Source organism: Pedobacter sp. HDW13 (assembly GCF_011303555.1).
Classification (GTDB): domain Bacteria; phylum Bacteroidota; class Bacteroidia; order Sphingobacteriales; family Sphingobacteriaceae; genus Pedobacter.
The window spans coordinates 3,262,827-3,283,994 of record NZ_CP049868.1; the positions used below are offsets into that span (position 1 = coordinate 3,262,827).

Annotated in this window: 20 protein-coding genes and 1 tRNA gene; 15 read left to right on the forward strand and 6 right to left on the reverse strand. The window is 36.7% G+C overall.

The window, feature by feature from the left end; genetic code table 11:
• Positions 1 to 4: 4 nt before the first annotated feature.
• The 3 genes from G7074_RS13920 (at position 5) to G7074_RS13930 (ending at position 3,004) form a co-directional block, all read left to right on the forward strand.
• Entirely contained in the window at positions 5 to 1,234 is a 1,230-nt protein-coding gene (locus tag G7074_RS13920; RefSeq protein ID WP_166208915.1) for a DUF2264 domain-containing protein, read from the forward strand.
• Positions 1,235 to 1,319: 85 nt separating this feature from the next.
• Positions 1,320 to 2,159, forward strand: coding sequence for a 5-dehydro-4-deoxy-D-glucuronate isomerase (gene kduI / locus G7074_RS13925; protein ID WP_124558343.1), 840 nt, complete (start codon positions 1,320 to 1,322; stop codon positions 2,157 to 2,159).
• Positions 2,160 to 2,239: 80 nt separating this feature from the next.
• Entirely contained in the window at positions 2,240 to 3,004 is a 765-nt protein-coding gene (locus G7074_RS13930) for an SDR family NAD(P)-dependent oxidoreductase (RefSeq protein WP_166208918.1), read from the forward strand.
• A 100-nt stretch (positions 3,005 to 3,104) separates the two neighbouring features.
• Here G7074_RS13930 and G7074_RS13935 read toward each other — a convergent pair whose 3' ends face one another.
• The 3 genes from G7074_RS13935 to G7074_RS13945 form a co-directional block, all read right to left on the reverse strand.
• The gene (locus tag G7074_RS13935) at positions 3,105 to 3,731 is read right to left on the reverse strand and encodes a carbonic anhydrase (RefSeq protein WP_124558345.1); all 627 of its coding nucleotides are present in this window, start codon (positions 3,729 to 3,731) and stop codon (positions 3,105 to 3,107) included.
• 286 nt (positions 3,732 to 4,017) lie between these two features.
• Positions 4,018 to 4,629 (reverse strand): hypothetical protein, encoded by a 612-nt coding sequence (locus G7074_RS13940; protein ID WP_124558346.1) that lies wholly within the window; start codon positions 4,627 to 4,629, stop codon positions 4,018 to 4,020.
• A gap of 265 nt (positions 4,630 to 4,894) precedes the next feature.
• Positions 4,895 to 5,536 carry a Crp/Fnr family transcriptional regulator gene (locus tag G7074_RS13945; RefSeq protein WP_166208921.1) on the reverse strand — a complete coding sequence of 214 codons (642 nt, stop codon included), beginning with the start codon at positions 5,534 to 5,536 and terminating at the stop codon, positions 4,895 to 4,897.
• 78 nt (positions 5,537 to 5,614) lie between these two features.
• On the opposite strand from G7074_RS13945, the gene G7074_RS13950 reads away from it, so the two are divergent.
• The 5 genes from G7074_RS13950 to G7074_RS13970 all read left to right on the forward strand — a co-directional run bounded on the left by G7074_RS13950 (position 5,615) and on the right by G7074_RS13970 (position 8,715).
• Positions 5,615 to 6,310, forward strand: a complete 696-nt coding sequence (locus G7074_RS13950) for an HAD family hydrolase (RefSeq protein ID WP_166208924.1) — start codon at positions 5,615 to 5,617, stop codon at positions 6,308 to 6,310.
• Complete coding sequence (locus G7074_RS13955) at positions 6,307 to 6,942, forward strand: chloramphenicol acetyltransferase (RefSeq protein ID WP_166208926.1); 636 nt, start codon at positions 6,307 to 6,309, stop codon at positions 6,940 to 6,942. Before G7074_RS13950 ends, G7074_RS13955 begins: the two co-directional genes overlap by 4 nt.
• A 175-nt stretch (positions 6,943 to 7,117) precedes the next feature.
• Positions 7,118 to 7,191 (forward strand) — tRNA-Ala (locus G7074_RS13960).
• Between the two features lie 41 nt (positions 7,192 to 7,232).
• Positions 7,233 to 7,568, forward strand: a complete 336-nt coding sequence (locus G7074_RS13965) for a hypothetical protein (protein ID WP_166208929.1) — start codon at positions 7,233 to 7,235, stop codon at positions 7,566 to 7,568.
• Between the two features lie 439 nt (positions 7,569 to 8,007).
• The gene (locus G7074_RS13970; RefSeq protein WP_166208932.1) at positions 8,008 to 8,715 is read left to right on the forward strand and encodes a LytTR family DNA-binding domain-containing protein; all 708 of its coding nucleotides are present in this window, start codon (positions 8,008 to 8,010) and stop codon (positions 8,713 to 8,715) included.
• Between the two features lie 79 nt (positions 8,716 to 8,794).
• Here the strand turns inward: G7074_RS13970 and G7074_RS13975 are convergent, their stop codons facing one another.
• On the reverse strand, positions 8,795 to 9,508 hold the full coding sequence (locus G7074_RS13975) for a LytTR family DNA-binding domain-containing protein (protein ID WP_166208935.1): 714 nt from the start codon (positions 9,506 to 9,508) through the stop codon (positions 8,795 to 8,797).
• Positions 9,509 to 9,736: 228 nt separating this feature from the next.
• On the opposite strand from G7074_RS13975, the gene G7074_RS13980 reads away from it, so the two are divergent.
• The 7 genes from G7074_RS13980 (at position 9,737) to G7074_RS14015 (ending at position 19,922) form a co-directional block, all read left to right on the forward strand.
• Positions 9,737 to 11,332, forward strand: coding sequence for a cysteine peptidase family C39 domain-containing protein (locus tag G7074_RS13980; RefSeq protein WP_166208938.1), 1,596 nt, complete (start codon positions 9,737 to 9,739; stop codon positions 11,330 to 11,332).
• 224 nt (positions 11,333 to 11,556) lie between these two features.
• Entirely contained in the window at positions 11,557 to 11,799 is a 243-nt protein-coding gene (locus G7074_RS13985) for a hypothetical protein (protein ID WP_166208941.1), read from the forward strand.
• 63 nt (positions 11,800 to 11,862) lie between these two features.
• The gene (locus G7074_RS13990; RefSeq protein WP_166208944.1) at positions 11,863 to 13,305 is read left to right on the forward strand and encodes a TlpA disulfide reductase family protein; all 1,443 of its coding nucleotides are present in this window, start codon (positions 11,863 to 11,865) and stop codon (positions 13,303 to 13,305) included.
• Positions 13,306 to 13,359: 54 nt separating this feature from the next.
• Positions 13,360 to 14,688, forward strand: a complete 1,329-nt coding sequence (locus G7074_RS26620) for a hypothetical protein (RefSeq protein ID WP_205944049.1) — start codon at positions 13,360 to 13,362, stop codon at positions 14,686 to 14,688.
• Positions 14,689 to 14,952: 264 nt separating this feature from the next.
• Positions 14,953 to 16,323 (forward strand): glycosyltransferase, encoded by a 1,371-nt coding sequence (locus G7074_RS14005; protein ID WP_166208947.1) that lies wholly within the window; start codon positions 14,953 to 14,955, stop codon positions 16,321 to 16,323.
• Between the two features lie 11 nt (positions 16,324 to 16,334).
• Positions 16,335 to 18,524, forward strand: a complete 2,190-nt coding sequence (locus tag G7074_RS14010) for a peptidase domain-containing ABC transporter (RefSeq protein ID WP_166208949.1) — start codon at positions 16,335 to 16,337, stop codon at positions 18,522 to 18,524.
• Between the two features lie 60 nt (positions 18,525 to 18,584).
• On the forward strand, positions 18,585 to 19,922 hold the full coding sequence (locus G7074_RS14015; RefSeq protein WP_166208952.1) for an HlyD family secretion protein: 1,338 nt from the start codon (positions 18,585 to 18,587) through the stop codon (positions 19,920 to 19,922).
• Positions 19,923 to 20,321: 399 nt separating this feature from the next.
• On the opposite strand, the gene G7074_RS14020 is transcribed toward G7074_RS14015, so the two are convergent.
• Together G7074_RS14020 and G7074_RS14025 are read right to left on the reverse strand one after the other, a co-directional pair.
• Positions 20,322 to 20,732, reverse strand: coding sequence for a hypothetical protein (locus G7074_RS14020; protein ID WP_166208955.1), 411 nt, complete (start codon positions 20,730 to 20,732; stop codon positions 20,322 to 20,324).
• 1 nt (position 20,733) lies between these two features.
• A complete protein-coding gene (locus tag G7074_RS14025) occupies positions 20,734 to 21,051 on the reverse strand; it encodes a peptidyl-tRNA hydrolase (RefSeq protein ID WP_166208958.1) in 318 nt (105 codons plus the stop codon).
• Between the last annotated feature and the right edge of the window lie 117 nt (positions 21,052 to 21,168).

The following is a 21,168-nucleotide window of genomic DNA, read 5'->3' on the forward strand; positions in this document are numbered from 1 at the left end:
CAAAATGAACCATAAATCACTTTTAACCATTATTGCTTGCTGCTTGTTTTTTACCGCAACAGCCCAAAATAAAAAAATAACTACAGGTGCCGAGGACCGCGCCATTTGGGTAAAACAATTGTATCGTATAGCCAATCCGGTAATTCATAACCTGGCTAACGAAACATTAAAAAAGAACATGCCTTTAGAAAAAGCACCTGGCTATGGTTTAAATGCTGCTAAGGTAACTTATCTGGAAGCATTAGGACGTACAATTGCTGGCATAGCGCCCTGGCTGGCCTTACCTGACGATGAAACTGCCGAAGGTAAACTGAGGAAAACTATGCGTACTGAGCTTTTAAAAGGATTGGCTAATTCAGTAAATCCCGAAAGCCCCGATTATATCAGCTACCGCTCAGAGAGCCAGCCTATAGTTGATGCAGCCTATGTGGCACATGCTTTTTTACGCGCTCCAAAAGCACTTTGGGAGCCACTTGATGAAACAACCAAGAAAAGATTTATCGAAGAGTTTAAGTCGCTCAGAACCCGTAGCGGTGCGTACAACAACTGGTTGTTGTTCTCGGGCTTAACCGAAGGTTTTTTATTAAGCATTGGCGAACAGTACGATCCTGCCCGTGTTCAGTTTGCTATCAATAAAATGAAAGAATGGTATGTAGGCGATAGCTGGTACAGTGATGGCGAAAAATTTAGTATGGATTATTATAATTCTTATGTAATCCACCCCATGTTGGTCGATCTTTTAAAAGTACTGGTAGAAAAGAAAAAAGCACAGCAGGCCGATTACGATCTGGCTTTAAAACGGATGGTGCGTTATTCGGAATATTTAGAGCGGATTATCTCGCCAGAAGGAACTTACCCTGCCTATGGCCGTTCTATTACCTACCGTACGGCAGCATTTCAGGCATTGGCGCAGGTGGCATTGATGGAAAAACTACCTGAATATGTTAAACCCGCACAGGTGCGTGGCGCTTTAACCAAAGTAATTTATAACCTGTATAACGGAAACCAAAATTTTGATGATAAAGGCTGGTTGGTATTAGGCTTTAACGGTCACCAGCCGGATGTTGCCGATACCTATACTTCTACAGGTAGTTTGTATATGGCTACATTGGGCTTTTTAACACTGGGTTTACCAGCTGACAATAAGTTTTGGACAGATGCACCTGCACCATGGACCAGTTTAAAAGCATGGGGCGGAGAAACGATAAAAAAGGATTATAAAGTTGAGTATTAATACCAATAATCGATATCGTATAAATATATTTGCGGGTAAGATTTGATATCGGTTCAAATCTTACCTCACAACTCAATTTTAACCAATGAACAAATTCGAAAGCCGTTACGCTCAAAGCCCAAAAGAAGTTAAACAAATGGATACCGCAGCGCTGCGGGATAATTTCTTAATTGAAAACGTGTTTGAAGCCAACCAGGTAAATCTAACATTATCTCATTTTGACAGATATATTGTTGGTGGTGCCATGCCAGTTGACCAGAAAATTGCACTTCCTAACCCCGATGATTTAAAAGCCAGCTACTTTTTAGAACGTAGAGAGCTTGGGATTATCAATGTAGGCGGAAAGGCAATTGTTACGGCCGATGGCGAAACCTACGAATTGGATTATAAAGAAGCTTTATATATTGGTAAAGGTACTAAAGAAGTATTTTTCGAATCGGCTGATAAAGGTGTAGCTACAAAATTGTACATCAATTCGGCACCTGCGCACCATACTTACCCAACTAAAAAGGTAAGCAAGGCCGAAGCTGAAATTGTTGAGCTGGGAACACCCGAAACAGCAAACCACCGCATCATTAATAAATTGCTGGTGAATAGTGTTTTGCCAACCTGTCAGTTACAGATGGGGATGACCGAATTAAAATCGGGTAGCGTTTGGAATACCATGCCTGCGCATACGCACGACAGAAGGATGGAAGCTTATTTTTATTTTGAAGTTCCACAGGGACAAAGTGTTTGCCATTTTATGGGCCAGCCGCAAGAAACACGCCACATCTGGATGCAGGGCGATCAGGCGGTAATTTCGCCAAACTGGTCAATCCATTCAGGTGCAGGTACCAGTAATTATACCTTTATTTGGGGTATGGCTGGCGAAAACCTTGATTATGGGGATATGGATCACTGCGCCATTACAGAATTGAAATAAACCGTCATCTCGACTAAAGTGTGCCAATTTTTATTGGTAGCGGAATGGAGAGATCTTATAAAAGTATCAATAGAAAACACATGTCAAACGTATTTAATTTAGCAGGTAAAACTGCTTTAGTTACCGGTTGCAAAAGAGGAATTGGAAAAGCCATGGCTTTAGCACTTGCAGAAGCCGGTGCTGATGTTATTGGTGTATCGGCCAGCCTTGAATTTCAAGGTAGCGCCATAGAAAAAGAAGTTTTGGCCCTGGGGCGCAAATTTTATGCTTATCAGTGCGATTTCAGTAAACGCGAAAACACACTGGCATTTGCTGCACAGGTAAAAGCCGATCATCCGGTAATCGATATTCTGGTAAACAACGCCGGCACCATTTTACGTAAACCCATTGCCGAGCACCCTGATGAATATTGGGATGAGGTAATTGCGGTAAACCAAACTGCTCCGTTTATCTTAACCCGCGAAGTGGGCAGGGATATGATAGCCAGAGGTAGTGGGAAAGTAATTTTTACAGCATCGCTATTGTCGTTTCAGGGCGGAATTACTGTGCCGGGTTATGCTGCAAGTAAAGGTGCAATTGCTTCTTTAACCAAAGCTTTTGCTAACGAGTGGGCATCAAAAGGCGTAAATGTAAATGCCATTGCACCAGGTTACATTGCTACTGATAATACTACCGCCTTACGCGAAGATCAGGATAGAAGCACTTCGATTTTGTCACGTATTCCGGCAGGAAGATGGGGTACGCCCGAAGATTTTAAAGGGCCAACATTATTCCTTGCCTCAGCTGCAAGTGATTACGTCCACGGAACAATTTTAACCGTAGATGGCGGTTGGATGGGACGATAGGTTAGTTTTGAGTCCAGAGTCTTGAGCTCTGAGTCGGGATTTATAAAAAAAACTCGTTGGTTTTGAAATCAACGAGTTTTTTTATGCTCCGGTCTTCCGACTAGTAGAGTTTATAAATCTCAGTAATGTCTTTCAATATTTTTTCGAAGTCGATTTTCAGGTCAATTAACCGGCCTGTTTTAATATCAAAAACCCAGCCCTGTACAGTTAGTTTACGGCCAACAATGGCTTCCTGTACGGCTGCTGTTTTAAGCAGGTTAACACATTGCTCCTGAACGTTAAGTTCAACAAGGCGGTTATAGCGTGCCTCCTCATCAGCAATGGCATTCAATTCATCTTTATGTAAACGGTAAACATCGCGGATGTTTCTTAACCAGGGATTTAAAATACCCAAATCTGCAGGTTGCATGGCTGCTTTAACGCCACCACAGTTGTAATGGCCACAAACTACAATATGGTTTACCTTTAAGTGCCTTACTGCGTAATTTAAAACCGTCATTACGCTTAAATCTACGTTATTTACCAGATTGGCAATATTGCGGTGCACAAATGCCTGTCCGGGCTGGATTCCCATTAAATCTTCGGCAGTAACACGGCTGTCAGAACAACCAATGTATAAAAATTCGGGGCTTTGGCCTTTAGCCAGATCCGTAAAATAATCCGGGTTAATGGATAGTTTTTCGGCAATCCATTTCTCGTTGTTTTTAAAAACTTCTTCTACATTCATAATTTAATTCAATAAGGATTGTATTGTTGTTGGGAAAAATGCAGTATTTATACTGGTATAAAACTAAAAAAGATTTCCCGGTTTTGATAACAAATTCAGCTAACAAAAGTTTAGCAGATTGTAAGATATTGCTGTTGCAAATTTGTGGGGAAATTTAGCGGGTAAGCAGTGTGGAAATATTTCTACAAAATGTAGAAATCACATTTTGAATAAGAGAAAGTAGAGCGATATTTTAAATACATCCGAAGTTTAATTACTGCTAAACTCCGGATGTAGCTATGCTGTTTTAGCTGGCAACTGCTACCGCATTTTTGTTGATGTGGTTAGGCAGTTCCTCGAGTGTGTATAAGTTAACCAACGATTCTCTTAAAACATTTTTTGAATCGTACCACACGTTATCATGCGTAAAGTGACAAACACCTTTGGTAAGTTCGGTAATAATGGCACCAATTAAAGTACCAAAGTGGTTTTCAAAAACATCTCCTGCATGGTATTTAATTGAGAATACCTTGTTGTGGTTTTGAAGTTGCGCTTCTATTTCAGCGCTTAGTTTAATGGTTCTAGCTACCTTCTTTTTCTTCTTCTTTTTAAAAAGAGTGGTTAACTTCTGAATAAAGCTTTGTTTAATGATTTTATCTTTAAAAAGCTTTTTCTTGTATTCTTTAAGGTCGAAAGGTTTAATTGAAGTGCCAAAATTTAACTTTAAGTTGTTTTCGTTAAATATTTCTAAGCTTGGCTTTTCCCATTTAAACACGATGGGTAAGTTTCCGTTCGAATTTCTGAATGAAAACGATGAATTAATGTCAAGAACGCTTTCATGCTCGTTCAAGCGTTTTAAAATAGTTGGGATTAAATCGTCTGTTAAGGCGTTGGTATAGATGTGTATATAAGCACTCATTTTGTTAATAAGATTACTGAAATCAATAAAATTCTATATTGATAATTAAGGATATCGACGTATAGGTGGCTATTGCGTAAACAGCCAGATATCGTTAACTCGGGAATCTTGAAAAGATAGGGTGGTTAGTTTTTTTCATATATAGGTTTTTTGTGTGTTTACTTGTATTGTTTGTTTTACTTGCTAAACGTATGCTGTGATGAAAACGTTACACTTGTAAAAACAAAATTTCTATAGCAATAATTATACCATAAAGTTGTAAGGATTATTTTAATCTCTCTACCAGTTTTTTTATGCTGGCTGCACCCATCATGCTTTTAAACTCAGGCATATCTTGGTGGTCTTTCTCTATCAATTGCTTTAAGCTTCTGTTAAAGCTTCTTACAGAAATGCCGAGATAGGCAGCCATATCATCTTTTGAGATAGAGATGTGCTCATCAGCCTGTAATTGGAGCAGTTTTAACAGTGCATATTCTACCGTGTACAATTGTTGAAAAGATGCACGTGTACTGGTTTGTATAATCCGGGTAGATAGCTCCTGGAGTAAGATTGTAGTAAATTCACTACTTTTTTGTATCAGCGATAGGAAAATGTGATCGGGGATAACATATGCAGTTACTTCACTTATGGCAGCTACATTACATAAACAATTGATCTTTTTTAAAGCTTCCAGTTCGCCAATAACCTCGCCCTTGCCTAAAAACTCAATAATAAAATCCTTGCCGTTTTCTTCCGAAATAAAACACTTGCTGATTCCCTCTTTAATGATGTAGATGTTGCTGATTTTGTCGCCCTGTTCAATTAAACGATAACCGGCTTTAAAGCTTTTGAGGGCAATGTTTCCGTCAGCATTTTCGGTACTAAAACGTTCAATAAAAGAGAGGAAGTTGAGATTGGTTCGTAGCATATTCTTTTTGCTGAGACAAATGTCCTTTTTTATCAGGATTGCCGGCGTTACTTTTGTGGCACTAAAGTAAGCATAACCATGAACAATCAGATTACCGTAATTGCTTTTGATGCTGATGACACCCTTTGGGTAAACGAACCTTACTTCCGCGAAACCGAAGATAAATTTGCTGCCCTGCTGGAAGATTTCATGCCACGCCACAGTATAATTGCTGAACTCTACAAAACTGAAATGGCTAATTTACAACTTTATGGTTATGGTATTAAGGGTTTTATGCTCAGTATGATCGAAACGGCATTGAAGATAACAGTGGGGAAAAATGACCCCAAAGTTGTGGAAATGATAATCGAATTGGGGCAGGAAATGTTGAACAAACCTATCGAACTGCTGGATGGGGTAGAGGAAGTACTTAAAGCCCTGCACGGAAAATATAAACTGGTTGTGGCTACCAAAGGCGATCTGCTCGATCAGCAAAGGAAACTAACCAAATCGGGTTTAGATCATTATTTCCATCACATCGAAATTATGAGCGATAAACAGGAAAGGGATTATCAAAAACTGATGAAACACCTGGATTGCCAACCCGAATCGTTCTTAATGCTGGGCAATTCCTTAAAATCGGATGTACTACCAGTGCTCAATATTGGCGGGCATGCCGTTCATATTCCGTACCATACCACCTGGGTGCACGAAAGTATTGATCACATCATTGAGCATCCTAATTTTTACGAGATGGAAAGCCTGTCGGAAATTTTACCAAAATTAATTGAATGAAAGAAAAAATAGATATAGACACCTGGATCAGAAAAGATCATTTTAAATTTTTTAGCACATTTGGCGAGCCATTTTTTGGCGTAACCGTTGATGTGGATTGTACGCCTACCTACAAGGAAGCAAAAGAGAAAGCCGTTTCGTTCTTTCTGCTTTATTTGCATAAATCGCTTGCTGCGGCAAATGCGATTGAACCTTTTAGCTACCGCATTATTGATGGCGAAGTGTGGAAATACGACCGTGTAAATGCTGCAGCAACCATTAACCGCCCAAACGGTACTTTTGGTTTTGGTTACCTCGATTTTTACCACGACTTTAACGATTTTAAACTGGCAGCTAATCAGGAGATCGAAAAAGTACAAGCTACAACAGGCTTAATTCCATCTGCTTCTGGCGAAAATGTAATTCATTACTCGGCACTTCCCTGGTTAAATTTCACTTCTTTATCTCATGCCCGCAATTTTGCTTTTCAGGATAGCTGCCCTAAAATCTCTTTTGGCAAGGTGAGAGATGAAAACGGAAGAAAAATAATGCCGGTTTCTATCCACGTAAACCATGCTTTAATGGATGGCTACCATGTGGCGCAGTTTGTAGATACCTACCAGGATTTGCTGAATAAAAATGAACCTGCTTAGCCAGGTGGGGTTGATGGCATTTCTTCGCTTTTAAGCTGAAAGATGTGCTGCAATAAAAAAAAACAATTATCATTTGCTTTCGATAAAGTATTTGCTATTTTTGCAGCACAGGCAGGAAGCTTGTTCCCATTATCTTATTTGTTTATTCGGGTTTGGTTATTGGAATTTAAAAATTGGGGGATTAGCTCATTTGGCTAGAGCGCTTCGCTGGCAGTGAAGAGGTGATCGGTTCGAATCCGATATTCTCCACAGGTCCCCATAATACTACCGATGGTCAGTGTTTTAGTGAGTTGAATGGCATCTACTCAGCCAAAACTCAGCCACAGAAAAAAGAGAAGTCAAATAATCTGGCATTCTCCACAAAAAACCATCAAACAACTAGAGATAAGTTGTTTGATGGTTTTAAAAATCCAATCTCCAATAAAATTCCACCGCGAAATAGAACTTTGAGTTCTATGGAAATTCCGGACTTGCCCTACACCATTCCAAGATTATTTAAAGGAAAAAAGATTGAATCTGTTCCTAAAGGTAGCACGTGGGCTAAAGAAGAGCCCCTCCAGAGCTGGTATGTTGAATTTTTTTCACAACCCACAGACTGGTCAGATGGAAAGGTTCAGGCCGACTAAGAACCTTAACCGGATAAAAGATCCACACGAAAAGCTTAAGCATTTTACACGGTTGTGCGAAGCTTACCGCTACCATTATACTGATCTCATAAAGAATCATCAAAGGCAGGAATACAATCAGCATATTCTGTATATCAGGGGTAGTTGTGACCACCGCTGCAATGATCAGCATGATCACAACCGAATATTGTTCAGTACTAAGGGTGGTTTATTAATATGATGGTGGAGCGAGTTTTCAATTTTGTCACATTGATTCATAAAGTTGTAGAGCTATCCGCATCCATTCGGAATAAATTAAGAATTTTACCCCTAAAAACTAAGAATTTTACCCTTACCGCTTTTTAATGATTGCCTAATTTTACTGCCAATAAGATAATTGAGCTTAAAAGTATTCATTTTGATGTTTCATTTTCTTAACGACATCTAACCTGTTATCTAAATGAAACTCTCTTGTATTATCTTAGACGGTGAGCTATTTGCCTCGCAGCAATTGGCAAAATATCTTGCCAAGATGCCAATTATTGGAAAGGTAAAAATCTATATTAACCCGCACTTAGCCATAGTGGATATTATAAAATCTGAAATTAAAATTGATATTCTATTTATTGATCTTGAAACACCCAATACGGCTGGGATAGACCTTATAAAAAAGATCCGTGATAGGGTAAATTTTATCGTACTGGTAAGCTCACATCTAAAGGTTGCCGTAGAAGGTTATAATCTCAAAGTGGATCACTTCTTACTCAAGCCATTTAACTTTGAGGCATCTCGAAGGATTATTGGCCTGCTCTCAGAAAAAATAATCTCTGAAACGCCATCAATTAATATTAAACAGGAAAAGGAATACACAAGAATACCTATAGATGATATTATTGCAGTCGAAGCAGCACTGAACTATGTGAAGATACATACTAAATATCGTGTATTTATAATTTATAACAGTATGAGGCGTACTGAGAACGAATTAAGCCCTTATGTCGACTTAATCAGAATCAGTAAGTCTTTTATTATTTCAAAGAGCCATATTCGGAAAATCGTGGGAAGACAGATTTTCTTAGAAAATGAAATCAAGGTAACCATAGGAAGTACCTATAAAATGAGTTTAACTAGGATACTTAAAGATTTACCCACTTTTCAGAAAGATTAAGATTATCTGCATCCATCAATTAATTCTGATTAAGTGCCAACCATTTACTCTTATTCACCTTACCTAGCTACCTATAGCACTAGATGGGTAAAGGGTTATTTTTGCGATCAGTTTCAATAAAATCAATTAAATAGACGAACTGATCTTTAAAGGTACTGCCTGGATTTAATTGAATTAAGTTTTTTAAAAAGATAGTTTTCCCTTCTATTCTTTCTATGTAATTTTTAGCGATAATAAAAGATCTGTTAATCCGAATGAAGTTATTGTTGTTTTTCAGCTCACTTTCGATTTCAGATAGTTTGTAGTAAGAGATGTAGATCTTTTTAATGGTATGAATCTTAACATAATTTGACGCTCCCTCAAAAGCAATAACATCTCCCAGATTTACTTTCTCGATTTTTTTTCCTTCCTTGACATTTAAATATGAATTCTCTCCAGTACAAATTTTATTGACCAAAGACTCGAAAGTTTTGAATGTGAAGGGTTTTTCAAGAAAACACTGTGCTTTAATATCATAGCCAGTAATGGCATATTGTAAATGACCACTAACCAATATTAGGTTTCTTATTTTGTGTCTTATAGATTTTGCCAATTCGATTCCGGATAAGTCAGGCATTTCAACGTCTGTAAACAAAAAATCTAATGGTGAATCTAAGGTGTTTATAGCTTGTAGAGCAACCGTAGCACAATTATATGAGTTTATGATAATCAGATCTGGCATTAAACTTATATACTCGACAATCTGCTCAATAGAGCACGGATCATCATCAACAATAATACAGGAGAGTTTCATTAATTCGAGAGGTTTAAATTTAGAAATACAAGTTAAATAAAATTGATTGAAATCAGATTAAGTGGGATGAATAAATTTGATTAGTTCGCATAAAAAATCTACACATTGGTATAAAAAACAAAAAAAAGGTAATATTTTTTTTCACTTTCATTTCTAGAATAGCGCATTGGAAATGACTAAATTTTCCAGCGCCCTGGAAAATAAGACAATCTTAACCAAATTACTATCATGATTTTTTTTGCTTCTAAAAAGCCTAATTTGGATGCCATTGCATGCAAGCTGCTCAAAAAACTAAAGGTAAATAGCAAAACTATTGAAGGTAAACTTCAAGAGCATCCAGAATATCCTAGTATACTGTCTCTAAATGATTGTCTAACCGAACTTAAGGTCGCAAATCAAACTCTGCGTATAAATAAAGAAAATTATAAGCCTGAAGATTTGATGTTCCCTTTTGTAACTCATTTTAATATCGGAGAGGGGAAATTTGTTCTAGTAAACGCAATTGAAAATGGAAAGGTAGATTTATCTGATGATCAGCAGGATAATATAGAGATAAGCGAAGAAGATTTTTTAAAATACTGGACGGGCATATCTTTATTCTCTGAAGTGGATGAAATGAGCGGGGAAAAAAACTATACTCAAAATCGATTTAAATATCTCTTGCTAGATACTATATTACCCCTAGGATTTTTTCTATCACTAACCATGTTTTCTTTGTTGGTGACAGCACATGCGTTCTCTTGGGGTTACTTCTGCCTAGCACTGATAAAACTTATTGGATTGGGTATAACTACGTTACTATTGATTCAGGGCATCAATGCCAATAATCCCCTTATCCAGAGTCTATGTAACTTTGCTGGTAAAAATAACTGTGTTACTATACTGAAGTCTGATGCTGCAAGGATTACTTCTTGGCTTAGCTGGAGTGAGGTTGGTTTTTTTTATTTTGCAGGCTCATTATTATCTCTATTACTTTTGTACTCATCTCTAGCCCTGTTAGTCTGGCTCAATCTTTTTTCTTTACCATATACCATCTATTCAGTTACTTATCAATACAAAGTCAAAAACTGGTGCATATTATGTTGTTCTGTTCAGGTTTTACTTTGGTTGGAGCTTCTAAGCAATATTATATTTGAATCTGGTCAGCCTAACTTTAATCTCTCATTATTTTCCTTGTCCTTTAGAGAGTATCTAATTCTAGGAATATCATTTCTTACGCCAGTATTCCTTTGGGCATTTCTAAAGCCATATTTTTTAAATACAGCTAAACTTAGGCTGGTACAGCAGCAGCTAAAGAAATTTAAATATAATGTAGATCTGTTTAAACAGGTGTTGACAAATCAGCGACATTATATTATCGGGGATGATGTAATGCCGATTATCCTAGGCAATCCAGAGGCTGAGACCGTTATCACAATGGTAAGTAATCCTTTTTGTGAACCATGCGGAAAAGCCCATCAAGTTATCGATGAATGGTTGGCAACCAGAGATGACATCCAGTTAAAGGTCGTATTTACCACATCAAATGACAACAATGATCGTGGAACAAGGGTAGCAAGACATGTGAGTGCTCTAAGTCTACTATTAGATAAAACAATCGCAGAAAAAGCACTAAAGGACTGGTATAAACACGACACTAAGAAATATGAAGATTGGGCAAAAAAATATCCTGTAAGTTTTAATGGCGAAATTTCCTCTATAGAGGAAAAACAAAGAGCATGGTGCGCAATGGCAGAAATAACCTTCACTCCAACCATTTTTATAAATGGGTATAAACTACCTGAGCCGTACCGATTAGAGGATGTAAGTTATTTAACCTCTTAAAATTAATGAATAACACTTAACCAATATTTTGTTAACGAAGAAATGAAAAGTCTAAATCTGAACATAAACATCTGCTTAGCAGACACATTGTTTTAAAAGAAAAAGGGGCAGCTTGATTGCAACCGAAACTGCCCCATAACGAGTACTGGCGTATACCAGCACCGCTTAAGTTACCCTTGCGTGAAAGGGCAACAAACTTAAAAAACAAATTTAAACTTAAAACAATGAAAAAGTTAAAATTGAATCAAACAAACTTTGCTGGCGCAGAAGTATTGAGCAGGGCACAATTGAAAAATGTAATGGGCGGTACAGGAAGCTGTGGGGTTAAAGTTAATGGAACCTGGTGTACGGTATCTGGTGGTGCTTCCACAGCTGAAGGTATGCTAGGAACAACCCAAACCTGCAATGGCGGAGAAATTTCAGGTACTGTAACAAACTGGTGCTGTGATAGTTGTTACTGGAATTAAATGATAACTTGTTTTCAAAGCGGGCATTCTGAATGTTTGCTTTGAAAACATTTATTTAAACATATGAAATACATAACGATAATTTTTGCATCATTACTTATTTTTTGTTCTAAAAGAGTTGCAGGTAGATCTTCCGATTTCATGATTCGGCAGGAAGGTATTACCTTAATTTTCCAGAAAGATCAGAATCGAGGGCGAAACGCTTCGAAGAAAAACATTATTAGCTATTATGACGAAAAGTTGATTAAAAAAGAAGTAATTGTCGAAAATGAACAAAAGAATGATACGATATTGATTGCAACCGGAAAAAAAATTCTTCCTGTGGATATATCCTTTAATAATGTTACGTTCAATTATTACCTAAAACAGAGTGATAAGATCACATTTCAAATCATAAATGGTATCCTCTTTGGGAAATCAGCATTAGCGCATAATAAGAGCTTAGATATAAATTATACAGTCGCCTACAGCCAATTCAACAACGAGTTACTTGAAAAAAAAGCGCCCCCCTCAGTTGAGTCAAATTCCCTATCTCCAAAACTGTTGTTTGAGAAAATTGTCAAAAAACATACTGCCGAAATCAAGTTTATAGACTCCCTGGTAAGCAACGGTCTTATCTCAGAAGAAATCTCAAAGCAATACCTTAAGCAATCTCAATATAAATACATAGGCACAATTTTTACCAATAAGACCTTAAGCCCTTATGTTGAACAGTCGGATTTTTCAAAGAGCATTGTTGCTATTCTCAATGACGATACTGCGCTTGGGACAAGCTATTTTGATACATTTTTAATCTGGAAATACCTATGGAGTGATGAGCTAGGTATTGAAAGAATAAGAAATGCGAGCAGTATTAGGTTAAACTACGTTCAGGCATATGAAAAAGTAAAAAAAAGTATGCCAAACGAGTTCGTGAGAGACTATCTTTTATTCCGTATATTGGAGTTGGTCCAGGACGAAGGAAAGTCAGCCGATTTCAACAAACTCCTAGCTCAGCTCAAGCTAGATGTCAAAAACATGACCTATTATAACCATCTTGTAGCAGAGCATGAAGAAAATGAAGATTTTCTAAAGGGAGTGTCAATTGTTTCGGACCTGTCAAAGAACCGGCAATTAGAATATGAAAAAATCATTAATGAACTCAAGGGAAATGTAGTCTATGTTGATCTTTGGGCAAGTTGGTGTGTGCCCTGTAGAAAGGCATTTCCAGCCTCTAATAAACTACGTATGGCCTTTAAGGACAAAAAAGTAAAATTCCTCTATATATCCATTGACAGTAAATACACAGACTGGAAAAAAGCGAACCAAGAGGAAAATCTTTCTTCTTACAAATACAGCCTGATACTGACCAATGCAAAGACTAGTTTACTAGTGAAACAGATCTCGTTAAAAATGATACCCCGGTATTTAATATATAACAAAAAAGGAGAACTTATCTACAAAAATGCTCCTGCTCCCGATGATAGAGAACTGTCCAATATTCTGAAAAAGTATGCTTCTGAATAGGATATCTGTGTCTATTGTAATCGACAAAATTATTAATCTAAATTAAGGCAACAAATGGAAAGTCATGAAAGAACTGTGTTCTGTGCAAACGTAATTAATCTTCCACATAGGGTTGATCGTTATTCACATGTTAAAAGAGAGTTTGAAAGCAGACCAGAATATACTGTTAATTTGGTTGCTGCTATCTCACATCAGATTGGAGCATCAGGTCTCTGGCAAACAATCAAACAGATTATCCGGTCCGGACAAGAGAGGTCAGCAGAATATGTAATTATCTGTGAGGATGACCACCAGTTCACACCAAAATATGACAAAAAACAGCTCGAAAGGTTGATTTCTGAGGCAAAGAAACTGCAAGCTGATATTCTGCTGGGTGGGATCAGCTGGTGCCGAAGTGCTTTGCAGGTTTCAAAGGATCTATTTTGGGTTGATAAATTTTCAGGCTTACAATTTACAGTGATCTTTCGTAAGTTTTATGACACCATATTAAATGCGGAGTTTAAAGATGGCGATGCTTCCGATTACAAAATCTCTGAATTGAGTGACAATAAATTGGTTATTTTCCCATTTATCTCTATCCAAAAAGAATTTGGCTATTCTGATGTAACCATCTCGAACGATACAATAGGTTTTGTAAGTGACCTGTTCAAAAATACTGCTTTAATACTAGATCAGTTAATAAGGGTTAGAGCATTTTATCAAGCGTTACCAAATATCAATTTTAGCCATACGGATTTGCAATTAAATGAAATTTTACTCCCTACCTATATTATTAATCTACCTGAGCGGGAAGAAAGGCTCAGTCATATCAAAACACAATTTTCTGAAAGAAATGAGTTCGAGACGACTATAGTAGAAGCTTGTCGACATACCACTGGCGCTATAGGGCTTTGGAAAAGCATTATCAAAGTGATTAAATTGGCGATAGAGAATGAGGATGATGTAATCGTAATTTGTGAAGATGATCATGAATTCACCAAAGAATATTCAAAAGAGTTCCTAATCAAAAACATTATCGAAGCAGGTGAACAAGGAGCAGACATCCTCTCAGGGGGAGCAGGCAGCTTTGGGCAGGCAATGCCCATAACAGCCGAAAGGTATTGGATAAACCCAATTTTCTCGACTCAGTTTATTGTAATCTACTCTAAGTTCTTTAAAAAGATATTAGATTATAAGTTTAAAAAGACTGATACTGCCGATGGTGTTTTCTCCTTATTGACTAGCCACAAAATGTTACTTTTCCCATATATTTCTATTCAAAGGGATTTTGGATATTCAGACATCACTCAGATACACAATGAGATACCAGGGCTTGTTAGCAATATGTTCAATGAAAGCCAAAACTTTCTGAGAAATATTAAGGCTGCTTATCTACGACAGTAAAAATATGGACTCTCATAATAGACCTCATTTCCTACTAGATCCCAACATGACATTTGAGCGGACTTTTTTCGATATCGACTGATGTGGGTTTGCAACTTAGGTCTATTTATCAGATTTCTTTGATAGGCATGCTGGGAGCAAATGATCACTTGTTAATTATTTACTTAGGAAAGTACTGTACAGCTTATAAGTAGGCACTGTTCCTATAAAAAAATCATCTATAGCAATACTGCTGGGTAATTACCCTTAGAAAGAACATTTATTATGAATTTAAGAATACTTATTTCTGTTGTTCTACCAGTGTATAATGGCCAGGATTATATTAAAAAAGCCATCGACAGTATACTCAACCAGACCTTTGATAATTTTGAACTGATCATCATTGATGATTGCTCGACTGACAATACTGTTTCTATTATTGAACAGTTTAAAGATAAAAGAATACGCTTGATCCGAAATCCGACAAACAAAGGCAATTACGCATGTCGAAATATAGGCAATAGCATATCAAAGGGGAAATATATTGCTGTAATGGATGCAGATGATATATCCTTGCCTAATAGATTACAAGTTCAGTATAATTACTTGGAACGATATCTCAAACTGGGACTTGTAGGAAGCTTCGGACAGTTTATAAATGAGATTGATCAAAAAGTAGGAATTCTAAGAAAGCCAGTTGAACATAACTATATTAAGCTTTTTTTATTCAGAGATAACTGTTTTATCCACTCATCAATGATGTATCGAGCCTCTTTTTTAAAAAGATTTCACATTTGCTACAATGAACGATTAAAATTCGCCGCAGATTATGATTTTGCAATTAGATGTTCAAAAAAATTCAAAGTGATGAATATACCCGAGGTACTGGTGGAATATCGTTCCCATGGCAATCAGATCTCTCAGGAAAAAAGAATAGAACAATTGCAGTTTGCCGATCAAATCCGGTTATGCCAACTTAGACAATTTAAGATAAAATATGTTCCGATAGAACTAAATGTTCACTTTAAAATGCTGCAGATCAAATTATGTGAAAAAGATCTAGAGTCGGCCGTAATTTGGTGTAATAGACTGATAGAAGCCAACGAACGCTTTAAAATCTATAACCATAAGCATTTCTATGAATTTTTAGATCTGACTTTATCCTTTTCATTTCAGAACAGCGAAGCAAATAGTTGGCCCATAGAACAAGAAATGATTGATTTTATTAAGGATAAAATAACCTCAGGTAAAAAAATACTTGAATTTGGTTCTGGTAATGGGACAAATGTTCTTTTGGAAAATTTCGAAGTCCACAGCATAGAGCATGACATAGATTTCGTTACAAATCGCGGAAAATCCCATTTCTGTATTCATTCGCCTATTAAAGCTGGCTGGTATGATCGTCAGGCGGTTCTAGAAGTACTTCAACAATCATTTGATTTTATGTTAGTTGACGGCCCTCCCGTAGAATTAAAGGCTGGAATCTTAGATCATTTGGATTTATTTACCGGAATAGAATGTCCAGTTATATTCGATGATGTAAATAGACCCTTAGATTTTAACGTTATGGAAACATTTTGCCTGAGGCTGAATTATTCGCCGGAAATTATCCAAGGAAGACATAAACAATTCGCCTACTGTACTAAACAATTATAAACAATTTTACATTGAAAAAATTCCCATTTTATAAGCAGCCAGATCAAATGGATTGTGGTCCAACCTGTATACGCATGATTGCAAGATATTATGGTCGAAATTATAGCTTACAACGTTTGAGAGAGATTTCAGGTATCAACCGTGCAGGTGTTTCTCTATTAGGTATTAGCGAGGCAGCAGAGAAAATTGGCTTCAGAACAACCGGGGTCAAACTGACTGTAAGTAAACTACAGGAAATGGAAATGCCATGTATACTTCATTGGCGACAGAATCATTTTGTAGTACTCTATAAGGTGGAAAAGAATAGCATCTTTTATATAGCGGATCCAGCCCGAGGTCTCATTAAGTACAATAAGGACGAGTTTGTAAAATTTTGGGAAAATACTCGAAATGAAAATGGTGGTCTTGGAATTGCTTTAGCCATTGAACCCAGTCCTGAATTTTATCAGCAAATAGGAGATCCTAATAAAAGGCTAGATATAACCTATATACTAGGTTATTTAGTAAAATACAAAAGCCTAATCATACAGCTCTTCATGGGACTTGGTGTAGGTAGTTTACTTCAATTGATCCTGCCCTTCTTAACTCAAGCTGTTGTAGATATTGGTATTAATACACGAAATTTAAATTTCATTTATATTGTCTTAATTGCCCAAACTATGCTTTTTTTAGGACGGATGAGTGTCGATTTTATTCGTGCCTGGATATTGTTGCATATCAGTACACGCATCAATATCTCCATTTTGACCGATTTCCTAATCAAATTGATGAAATTGCCTATGAGTTTTTTTGAGACCAAGATGACTGGCGATATCATGCAACGGATGAGCGATCAAGGACGTATACAGACTTTTTTGACAGGATCATCTCTCAGTACGGTCTTTTCTCTTTTTAATCTTATTGCATTTGCTTTTGTATTAGCCTATTACAATTTAGATGTATTTCTAATTTTTGTTGTTAGCAGTATATTGTACAGCATAGTTGTAATTATTTTTCTCAAAAAACGTAGGGAACTTGACTTTAAACGTTTCGACATTGCCTCTCAAAATCAGAGTACAGTTGTTCAGTTGATTTCAGGCATGCAGGAAATAAAACTCAATAACTGTGAACAGCAAAAGCGTTGGGAATGGGAACGCGTGCAAGCCAGTTTATTCAAATTTAGTATAAAGAGCCTTGCGCTAGGCCAGATTCAGCAATTTTTTGCATTTTTCATAAATGAGGGGAAGAATATTTTAATTACCTTTTTAGTGGCTAAATCTGTTGTAGACGGACAATTGACTCTTGGCGGTATGATGGCTGTGCAATATATAGTTGGCCAGTTGAATAGCCCGATTGAGCAATTTTTAGGTTTTTTACAGGGTTTTCAGGATGCCAAAATTAGCTTGGAGCGATTAAACGAGGTTCATGAACTAGAAAATGAGGAGCCATTAGGAAAACAGTTTCTATTCGATTTACCTAAACATACTACTATAAAACTCAATCAATTGAGTTTTACTTATCCCGGTGCAGGCAATGATCCTGTACTGTCTAATATCAATCTGGAAATCCCAGTTGGTAAAACCACAGCTATAGTTGGTATGAGCGGGAGCGGAAAGACAACAATCCTGAAACTCTTACTGCGTTTTTATGAACCACAAAAAGGTGAAATCAAAATAGGGAGTTCAAATATAAATCAGGTCAGTTTTAAATTTTGGAGGGGAAAATGTGGCATAGTCATGCAAGATGGTTATATCTTTTCAGACACAATAGCTAGAAATATAGCAGTTGCAGATGAATACCCAGACATTGAAAAATTGCAGCACGCCATCAAAGTAGCCAATATTGCTGACTTCGTAGATGAACTCCCGCTTGGCATTCATACCAAAATCGGCGCGGCAGGAAATGGAATAAGTCAAGGACAGAAACAGCGAATCCTTATTGCAAGGGCCGTGTATAAAAATCCTGAGTATATTTTCTTTGATGAGGCGACAAATGCATTGGACGCAAACAATGAAAAAATCATCATGGAAAATCTGGAAAGTTTTTTTGAAGGCCGTACTGTTGTTGTCGTTGCACACCGATTAAGTACTGTGAAAAACGCGGATAATATTGTTGTGCTAGACAAGGGGCTTATCATTGAACAAGGAACTCATTTGGAACTAACCCAGAGAAAAGGAGATTACTATCAGCTTGTAAAAAATCAATTAGAGCTAGGAAATTAAACAAAAAATATCAGATTTTCAGGCTATTACCCATCATATTGAAATATTAATTTAAAAAAGATGAACAATAAATTAGGCACCATAGATAGCAAAATACATCAGGCAGATAGTTTAAAACTGCCTGAACAAAGCTATGTAGATATCAATAGCGAAGAGGTTCAGGAAATAATCGCGTCAGTACCATCTTGGATATTGAGAAGTGGAAATACTGTAATCTTTATTGTTCTGCTCGGAATCCTATTAATGTCATCATTAATTGAATATCCTGATGTGGTAAAAACAGGATTAAAGATAAACTCTCTCAATTCACCAAAGCCTATATTGGCCAAGCAAAATGCAAAGCTTACCAAACTGCTAGCCAAAGATGGCGAAACCGTAGAAGAAAACCAGATATTGGCATATTTTGAAAGTACTGCAAACCCCGTAGACATCCTTGAGGTCAATGAAAAGCTACTCATCATTAAACATAACATTTTAAATAATATTGATAAAGAATTGATCTTACCGGCAGCGATGAACTTGGGAGAGCTACAGACAAGTTATCAGAATTTTTATCAGCAATATCTAGCCTTTCTTTCTACAAAAAAAAATGGTTATTATATAAATAAGGCCACCTTTCTTGAGCGTGATCTCCAAGATATCAGTAGTTTAAAAACACAGATATTCAAACAGCAAAAAATTCAAGAACAGGAGTATGCAAATAATGAAAAAGAATATAAAGCTTATAAACAGCTTTATGAAAAAAAGGTAATCTCTCGGAATGAATTTTCGGAACATGAAAATAAATATCTTGCCGCAAAATATCCTTTACAACAGACAGAGACGGCTATCCTAAATAATTCCACCGCAAATAATGCAAAACGAAAAGAATTGTTAGATATAAGGCACACCATTGCTGAGGAGCAAGCAAAGTTTATCCAATCGTTAAATCAATGTATAGGTGATAGTGATGCTTGGATTCAACTATATGTTCTGAGAGCGCCAGTAAAGGGACGATTGAGCTATGCGGGAATTATCCAGCAGAATCAGAACATATTGGCTGGTCAAGAGGTTTTTATCGTCAATCCTGGTAATACAGATTTTTTTGGAGAAATGCAAATTCCACAATATAATATGGGCAAAATCCATAGGGGAGAAAGAACTTTGATCAAACTAAAAAGTTACCCATTTGAACAATTTGGAACAATCAGAGGGAGACTTACCTATATTTCTGATGTAGCTTATCAAGATAGTGTCTTCATCGCTAAGGTAAGTTTTGAAAAATTTGAAAATAAAGATAAATACAATAAGATAGTTTTAAAGAATGGAATGTTAGCAGATGCAGAAATTATCACCGAGGAAAGTTCTTTGCTACTACGTTTTTTTAGAAACATAAAAAAAATGATGACTACTCAATAGTTAGCTCACAACTTAAGAACTCAAAAATCAGCTGTAATCGGGAAGTAATAAAAACGGCTTTATGATAAAAGGAATATGGTCTATGATTTTGGACAGAAAATTTCAAGCCAGAATGTTTTTGGTAATATTCTTTCATCATATATTAGATTACTTTTTTGATTTAACTATTAAAATTTGTACATGTAAATCATAGCAATTGCAGCTAAAACGTATTGAAAAAATGGTGAGCTATTCGGTGAGGTCACCAATCAGCTTGAATTTAGCACCACTTATTATACTAAGGGTGGTTTATTCTTAGGGTTTTATTCCCAATTTATTATCTCGTTGATCGGGATTTGTAATTCCGTCCCATATTGCGGGCATTCCATCATCTTTAATCACCACTGTGTGCCGATAGAGCTACACTCCAAATTGCTTACAAAAATGAGTCAAAATCTGAATAAGCTCCACAGCATAATTAACAGAAATTTTCAATACAGCATCACCACTATAATTTATGGCTATAGCCTGCTCGTTTACATTAAAACCCACATACAACGTGGGCTGGCCTAAATCCCAATAAACCAATTCATCGGCTGTTTTAAACAACTGTCCTTGATAAGGTTCTTTAATATAACCAGGGCTGTTCCAAATGGCTTCAGCTAAGGCGGTTATTATTGAAATTAAGCTTTCAGCATCTTCTTTGGTTAACAAACAACTTTCGCTGGTTTCTTTGTCTAGCTCAAGGTGTATTTTATCGCTATCCTTAAATAATAAAATACTGCCGCTTTTAACCAGCCATTTATAAACCTGGGGTTCCTGATTGTGCATATTACTCATTGTTATTGGGTACCCACATCTTAAAAAACTTAAACATTTTGGGATATTCTTCCCTGGGCGAAAAGGCTATGCAGGCTTCCTGATTGTTTAATGCCGATTCGGTGAGCACAATATGGTCTGCTTCCTTTTTAGCATTTGCGAACTCTGTTTCAGAAACCACACAAACCACCTTCTTAAATATGCCATTTATCCAGGTTTGCATGTTTGCCGTGTTTTCAAATTTCCTAAAACAGGCAAGAGATGCGTGTGCTGTAATTACGGGTACCATTTTATCAGGAACCTCTCTTTTAACTAAAATATACATCTTCATGATATAGTGAGCGCTTTGCGAAGTTGGCGTTGACGATAAACTTACAGAAAAATTGTGAAGTTGAAGGTTTTATGCTACCGGGTAGCACCAATGCAATATCCCCGATTACCTTTGGTA

What these genes read in the sequence shown, in the direction of transcription:
- G7074_RS13950 (WP_166208924.1), top strand. Translation starts at nt 5,615, where the DNA reads ATGAACAATCAGATTACCGTAATTGCTTTTGATGCTGATGACACCCTT.
- G7074_RS13990 (WP_166208944.1), top strand. Translation starts at nt 11,863, where the DNA reads ATGAAATACATAACGATAATTTTTGCATCATTACTTATTTTTTGTTCT.
- kduI (WP_124558343.1), top strand. Translation starts at nt 1,320, where the DNA reads ATGAACAAATTCGAAAGCCGTTACGCTCAAAGCCCAAAAGAAGTTAAA.
- G7074_RS13980 (WP_166208938.1), top strand. Translation starts at nt 9,737, where the DNA reads ATGATTTTTTTTGCTTCTAAAAAGCCTAATTTGGATGCCATTGCATGC.
- G7074_RS26620 (WP_205944049.1), top strand. Translation starts at nt 13,360, where the DNA reads ATGGAAAGTCATGAAAGAACTGTGTTCTGTGCAAACGTAATTAATCTT.
- G7074_RS13930 (WP_166208918.1), top strand. Translation starts at nt 2,240, where the DNA reads ATGTCAAACGTATTTAATTTAGCAGGTAAAACTGCTTTAGTTACCGGT.
- G7074_RS13945 (WP_166208921.1), bottom strand. Translation starts at nt 5,536, where the DNA reads ATGCTACGAACCAATCTCAACTTCCTCTCTTTTATTGAACGTTTTAGT.
- G7074_RS13985 (WP_166208941.1), top strand. Translation starts at nt 11,557, where the DNA reads ATGAAAAAGTTAAAATTGAATCAAACAAACTTTGCTGGCGCAGAAGTA.
- G7074_RS13955 (WP_166208926.1), top strand. Translation starts at nt 6,307, where the DNA reads ATGAAAGAAAAAATAGATATAGACACCTGGATCAGAAAAGATCATTTT.
- G7074_RS13920 (WP_166208915.1), top strand. Translation starts at nt 5, where the DNA reads ATGAACCATAAATCACTTTTAACCATTATTGCTTGCTGCTTGTTTTTT.
- G7074_RS13975 (WP_166208935.1), bottom strand. Translation starts at nt 9,508, where the DNA reads ATGAAACTCTCCTGTATTATTGTTGATGATGATCCGTGCTCTATTGAG.
- G7074_RS13940 (WP_124558346.1), bottom strand. Translation starts at nt 4,629, where the DNA reads ATGAGTGCTTATATACACATCTATACCAACGCCTTAACAGACGATTTA.
- G7074_RS13970 (WP_166208932.1), top strand. Translation starts at nt 8,008, where the DNA reads ATGAAACTCTCTTGTATTATCTTAGACGGTGAGCTATTTGCCTCGCAG.
- G7074_RS14025 (WP_166208958.1), bottom strand. Translation starts at nt 21,051, where the DNA reads ATGAAGATGTATATTTTAGTTAAAAGAGAGGTTCCTGATAAAATGGTA.
- G7074_RS14015 (WP_166208952.1), top strand. Translation starts at nt 18,585, where the DNA reads ATGAACAATAAATTAGGCACCATAGATAGCAAAATACATCAGGCAGAT.
- G7074_RS14020 (WP_166208955.1), bottom strand. Translation starts at nt 20,732, where the DNA reads ATGCACAATCAGGAACCCCAGGTTTATAAATGGCTGGTTAAAAGCGGC.
- G7074_RS13935 (WP_124558345.1), bottom strand. Translation starts at nt 3,731, where the DNA reads ATGAATGTAGAAGAAGTTTTTAAAAACAACGAGAAATGGATTGCCGAA.
- G7074_RS14005 (WP_166208947.1), top strand. Translation starts at nt 14,953, where the DNA reads ATGAATTTAAGAATACTTATTTCTGTTGTTCTACCAGTGTATAATGGC.